This window comes from uncultured Thiodictyon sp. (assembly GCF_903828115.1).
In the GTDB taxonomy this organism is placed as follows: domain Bacteria; phylum Pseudomonadota; class Gammaproteobacteria; order Chromatiales; family Chromatiaceae; genus Thiodictyon.
The window spans coordinates 1-6,534 of record NZ_CAIKKU010000491.1 but is presented as its reverse complement, the minus strand read 5'-3'; the positions used below and the strand labels follow the sequence as shown (position 1 = coordinate 6,534).

General features: G+C 65.5%; 1 protein-coding gene and 1 pseudogene. Both read right to left on the bottom strand.

Annotated elements, in window-relative coordinates; genetic code table 11:
• Window positions 1-137 precede the first annotated feature (137 nt).
• Window positions 138-1,778, bottom strand: a pseudogene (locus QZY48_RS18050) (diguanylate cyclase).
• A gap of 187 nt (window positions 1,779-1,965) precedes the next feature.
• Window positions 1,966-6,534: response regulator (locus tag QZY48_RS18045; protein ID WP_295433658.1), on the bottom strand; the 4,569-nt coding region annotated here is incomplete at its 5' end.

Below are 6,534 nucleotides of genomic sequence, written 5' to 3'. Positions count from 1 at the left end.
TGTCGAGTTTATCGTCGTGCCCCGGATTCTCTCACACGCCACGTTGCATCGCTTCTCCGATTACGATTACGACAACGACAACGACAACGACAACGACAACGACAACGATTGTGTTTAACTTGTTCCTGACTCGTTACTTAAGCAGGGTCCGGCGGCGGTGTTGACCCATCGGCGGCAGGTGCGGCCTCGTGAAAGCAGCAGTAGCGATTGCGCCCCTGGCGCTTGGCCTCGTACATGGCCTGGTCGGCATTGGCGAGCAGGGCCTCGATCCCGCTGCCGTCATGCGCATAATAGGCGATGCCGATGCTGGCAGAGATCTGAACCGAGGCCACCCCCAATTCAAAGGGCTCCGCCAGTTCCCGCAGGATGGCCGCCGCGGTGCGGTCGGCCCCGTCCAGGTCATTCAAGCGGCCCAGGATGGCGGTGAACTAATCCCCGCCCAGGCGCGCCACGGTATCGACCTCGCGCACACAAGAGCGCAGGCGCCGTGCGGCCTCTGTGAGCAGCAGGTCACCCATCTCGTGGCCCAAGGTATCATTGATTTCCTTGAAGCGGTCCAGATCGATGAACAACAGGGCCAGCGGTACCTTGGTGCGGGCGGCCGTTTTGATCTCCTGCGCCAGCCGGTCAGCGAACAGGCGGCGGTTCGGCAACTGGGTCAGGTGGTCGAAATTGGCCTGGTGCCAGATCAGCTGCTCGGCCTGCTTTTTCTCGGTGATGTCCGAAAACTGCGCCACCCGGCGATAGGGCGCGCCAGCCGCGTCGCCAATGGTGTTGATGGTCAGCCAGCCGACATAGACCTCGCCGTTCTTGCGCTTGTTCCAGATCTCGCCCTGCCAGTGCCCGGTGGTAGTGAGTGCCCGCCACAGCGCCTGATAGAAGCCCGGATCGTGGCGCCCGGACTGGAGCACCCGGGGATTCTTGCCGATGACCTCGGCGGCCGGGTAACCGGTGATTCGGGTGAAGGCCGGATTGACATCGAGGATGGTGCCGTCAGCGTCGCTAACCGTGACGCCCTCGGTGCTGTTCTGATACAAGAGCGCGGCCAGTTTCAGCTCCTCTTCGGTACGTTTACGCTCGTTGATGTCCAGCAACCCGGCCACCAGGAACTGGACGCGGCCGGCGTTGCGATGGCAGGCGACGGTGAGTCGGGCATGGGTGATCGCGCCGTCCTTGCGGATGAAACGTTTGTCCAACTCATAGCGGTCGATGGCACCGCTCAGCAGGCGCTGGTAGTACGGCAGGTCGGCGGCCACATCGTCGGGGTGGGTCAGTTCAACCCAGGTGCGTTGCTGCAACTCGTCCGCACTATAGCCCAGCATCTCACAACACTTCGGATTGGCAAAAAACAAGCTGGTATCGGGGGCCGCGACGGCGATACCGATATTGCCCAATTCAAATTGCAGGCCAAAGAGATAGCGCAACCGATACAGGTCGGCGAAGACCTTGACCTTGGCGCGCAGGATCTCGGGCAACACCGGGCTCAGGATGTAATCCACCGCGCCGAGCGCATAGCCCTGAAGACGCGCCTCATCGGTCAGCCGCTCGGCGGTAATGAAGATGATCGGCAGTTGCTCGGAGCGGGGCCGGGAACGGATCATGACGGCGGTCTCGAAGCCGTCCAGGATCGGCATGTTCACGTCCAGCAACACGACGGCGAAATCCTGCCGCAGCAAGTGGCGCAGGGCCTCGGTACCCGAGGGGGCCGTGACGATCTCCAGGTTCAGACCGATGAGCACCGCCTCCAGGGCCGTGAGCTTGGCCGGATTGTCGTCCACCAGCAGAATGCTGACGGGGATGTCGAGGTCAATCACTTGCGTCACCCCCCCCCCCCGCGGGACGGGGTTTGCAACCCCGTCCCGAACGTTGGGAGCCGGTCGGCAATCGTTGGCGTTGCAGCAACGTCGAGAGGTTCCGGACGGGGCGAATGCCCCATCCGGCATGAAGCCGGGATGGGGATGTCAGTCATCGCGCCAAACACACCCGCATCAGCGCCGTGAGGTTCTCGACATTGACCGGTTTACTGAGATAGACCGAGGCACCGGCCGCGATACAGCGGTCGCGGTCGCCGGGCATGGCCTTGGCGGTCAAGGCGATGATCGGCAGGTCTTTGAATGGCTCCAGGGTGCGGATCTCGCGCATGGTCGCGTACCCGTCCATGTCCGGCATCATGATGTCCATCAGGACGATGTCCACCTCGGGCCGGGCCTGGAGGAGATCGATGGCGGCACGCCCGCCCTCCACCGACAGCACCTTCATGTCATGGCGCTCCAGGGCGGCGGTGAGTGCGAAGATGTTGCGCACGTCGTCATCGACGATCAGCACCGTCTTGCCGGCCAGGGTGACCGCCGGTCCGCCCTCCTCCAGCAACTGGCGCTTCTCCGTCGGCAGGGCCGCGAGCACCCGGTGCAGGAAGAGCGCGGTCTGGTCGAGCAGACGCCCGGGTGTGGCGACGGCCTTCACCGGGCCGGTGCCGGCGAGCCGCTCCAGCGCGGCGCGCTCGGCCTCGCTCAACGGCTCACTGCTGTAGATCACCGCCGGCACGCCGGCCAGGGTCTTGTTCTTGTTCTTGCGCACCGCCGCGATGAACTCGGGACCGCTCATGTCAGGGAGCTGGGCCCCCACCACCACACAGTCGAAGTTCTTCTTGCGCATCGCCGTGAGGCCCGCCTTGCCGGTGGCGGCCTCCTGAATGATCACGTCGTCGTTGCCGAGCAGCTCGGCGATGACCTTCTGCTGGGCCAGGTCGGCGACCACCAGCAGCAGGTTTTTCACCTTTTTGCTCAGCAGCGTGCGGATGGCTTCCAGGGCCGCGTCGAGTTGCGCGCGGTCCACCGGTTTGGTCAGGAACTGGAAGGCGCCCAGTTGCAGGCCGCGCTGCACATCCTCCTCCACCGTGATCACGTCCACCGGGATGTGGCGCAGCTCCGGGTCGTGCTTGAGCAGGTCGAGTATGGTCCAGCCGTACATGTCCGGGATGCGGATATCCAGCGTGATGGCATCGGGTTTGTAGTGCCGTGCCAGGTCCATGGCCTGGGCGCCGCGCGTCGCGACGATTCCCTTGAACCCATGCTCATGCGCCAACTCGAGGAGGATCTGGGCGAAGGCCGGGGCGTCCTCGACGATCAGCAGGACCCGGTCGCCCGGCTGGAGCGTGGCCAGATCGTCCGCCACCTCTGCGTCACGCAGCGCCTGCACGGCCGAACTCGTCCCTTCGACTGGGCTCAGGGCTGACGCTGCGGCATGGCTCAGGGCGGGCCCTTCGACTTGACTCATCGCGGCCACCGGCCGCGCCCACTGAGGCTCACCCCGACTGCCGGCGCCGTGGTGTTGCGGGACATAGAGCACGAACACGCTGCCCTCGCCCACGTGGCTACGCACCAGCCGCAGTTCGCCGCCCAGCAAGAGTGCGATCTCGCGGCTGATGGAGAGCCCCAGCCCGGTGCCGCCGTACTTGCGGGCGGTGGAACCATCGGCCTGCTGGAAGGCCTCGAAGACGATGCGCTGCCGGTCGGGCGGGATGCCGATGCCGGTGTCCGCCACGGTGAAGGCAAAGACCGCGGCCGCGTGGTTCAGCAGGTCGCGGTCGGCGCTCCAGCCGGCGGTGGCGTGCGCCACCTGGACCGTCACCTGCCCCCGCTCGGTGAACTTGAAGGCGTTGGAGAGCAGGTTCTTCATGACCTGCAGCAACCGCTGGTCGTCCGTGTCCAGCGTTGGGGGCAGGTCGGGCGCCAGGGTGACCGCGAAGCCGAGCCCCTTGCCCTGCGCCACATGGCGGAAGGTCCGGTCGAGCTGGTCGCGCAGGGCCGCGAAGGCGACGGGCGCGAGATCCAGCGAGACGGTGCCGGACTCGATCTTGGACAGGTCCAGTATCTCGTTGATCAGGGCCAGCAGGTCATCCCCAGCGGAGTGGATGGTGCGGGCGTACTCCACCTCGCGCGGGTCCAGGTGCTGGTGGGGGTTGTCGCTGAGCTGCTGGGCGAGAATCAGCAGGCTGTTGAGCGGCGTGCGCAGCTCGTGCGACATGTTGGAGAGGAACTCGGACTTGTATTTCGACGACAGGGCAAGTTGCTCGGCCTTTTCCTCGACCGCCGCCTTGGCCTGCTCCACCTCGCGGTTCTTGGTCTCGACCTCCACCTTCTGCTCCTCCAGCAGGCGCGCCTTGTCCCCCAGCGCGTCGTTGGTGTGGCGCAACTCCTCCTGCTGGCTCTGCAGCTCGTTGGCGAGCGACTGCGACTGCTTGAGCAGTTCCTCCGTGCGCATGTTGGCCTCGATGGTGTTCAGCACGATGCCGATAGACTCGGCGAGCTGATCGAGGAAGGCCTGGTGGGTGGCGGAGTAGCGCTCGAAGGAGGCGAGTTCGATGATGGCCTTGACCCGGCCCTCGAACACGACCGGCAGGACCACGATGTTGAGCGGCAGGGCCTGACCCAGCCCCGAGGTGATCTGGACATAGTCGTCCGGGACATTGGTGAGCAGGATGCGCTGCTTCTCGTAGGCGCACTGCCCGATCAACCCCTCGCCGATCCGCCATTCCTTGGCGATGTTCTTGCGCTCCTTATAGGCATAGGAGGACAGCATCTTGAGCCGGGCCTCGCCGCCCTCGGGCTCGTCGAAGATATAGAAGACCCCGTGCTGGGCGCTCACCAGCGGGGCGAGTTCGGAGAGCACGGCCTTGGAGACGGTGATGAGGTCGCGCTGACCCTGCAGGACGCGGGTGAACTTGGCCAGATTGGTCTTGAGCCAGTCCTGCTCGGAGTTCTGGTTGGTGGTCTCGCGCAGGTTGCGGATCATCTCGTTGACATTGTCCTTGAGCTCCGCCACCTCGCCCTTGGCCTCCACCATGACCGAACGGGTGAGGTCGCCCTTGGTCACGGCGGTGGCCACACCGGCGATGGCGCGCACCTGGCTGGTGAGATTGGCCGCCAGGCCGTTGACGTTGTCGGTCAGGTCCTTCCAGGTACCGGCGGCACCCGGCACATTGGCCTGGCCGCCGAGCTTGCCCTCGACCCCCACCTCGCGCGCCACCGAGGTGACCTGGTCGGCGAAGAGCGCCAGGGTCTCGGTCATGCCGTTGATGGTGTCCGCCAGGTCCGCGATCTCGCCCTTGGCCTCCACCGTGAGCCGCTTCTTCAGATCCCCGTTGGCCACGGCGGTCACCACCTTGGCGATGCCGCGGACCTGGCCGGTCAAGTTGGCGGCCATGAAGTTCACGTTGTCGGTCAGGTCCTTCCAGGTACCGGACACGCCGCGCACCTGCGCCTGGCCGCCCAGCTTGCCCTCGGTGCCCACCTCGCGCGCCACGCGCGTGACCTCGGCGGCGAATGAGTTGAGCTGGTCCACCATGGTGTTGACGGTGTTCTTCAGCTCCAGGATCTCGCCCTTCACGTCCACTGTCACCTTCTTGCCGAGGTCGCCGTTGGCCACCGCGGTGGTCACCTGGGCGATGTTGCGCACCTGGCTGGTGAGGTTGGCGGCGAGCATGTTCACGCTCTCGGTCAGGTCCTTCCAGGTGCCGGAGACGCCGGTCACATAGGCCTGGCCGCCCAGGCGACCCTCCATGCCGACCTCGCGCGCCACGCGCGTGACCTCCGAGGCGAATGAGCGCAACTGGTCCACCATGGTGTTGATGGTCTCTTTCAGTTGCAGGAACTCGCCGCGCACGTCGACCATGATCTTGCGCGACAGGTCGCCGTTGGCCACGGCCACCGTCACCTCGGCGATGTTGCGGACCTGGCCGGTGAGGTTGGAGGCCATGGAATTCACGTTGTCGGTCAGGTCCTTCCAGGTGCCCGCCACGCCCGGCACCGCGGCCTGGCCGCCGAGCTTGCCGTCGGTGCCCACCTCGCGCGCCACGCGCGTCACCTCCGAGGCAAAGGTGGAAAGCTGGTCCACCATGGTGTTGATGGTGCTCTTGAGCTCCAGGATCTCGCCCATCGCCTCGACCGTGATCTTCTTGCCCAGGTCACCGCGCGCCACCGCGGTGGTCACATCGGCGATGTTGCGCACCTGGCCGGTGAGGTTGGCGGCCAGCATGTTCACATTTTGGGTCAGGTCTTTCCAGGTGCCGGCCACCCCGGGCACCGCCGCCTGACCGCCGAGCTTGCCGTCCACGCCCACCTCGCGCGCCACGCGCGTGACCTCCGAGGCGAAGGTGGAGAGCTGATCGACCATGATGTTGACGGTGTTCTTCACGTCGAGGATCTCGCCGCGCGCCTCGACCGTGATCTTCTTACCAAGGTCGCCCTGGGCCACCGCGGTGGTCACCTCGGCGATGTTGCGGACCTGGCCGGTGAGGTTGGCGGCCAGCATGTTGACGTTCTCGGTCAGGTCCTTCCAGGTGCCGGCCACCCCCTTGACCTCGGCCTGGCCGCCGAGCTTGCCGTCGGTGCCCACCTCACGCGCGACGCGCGTGACCTCCGAGGCGAAGGTGGACAGTTGATCCACCATGATGTTGATGGTGTTCTTGAGTTCCAGGATCTCGCCCTTGGCGTCGACGGTGATCTTCTTACCCAGATCGCCGCCCGCCACCGC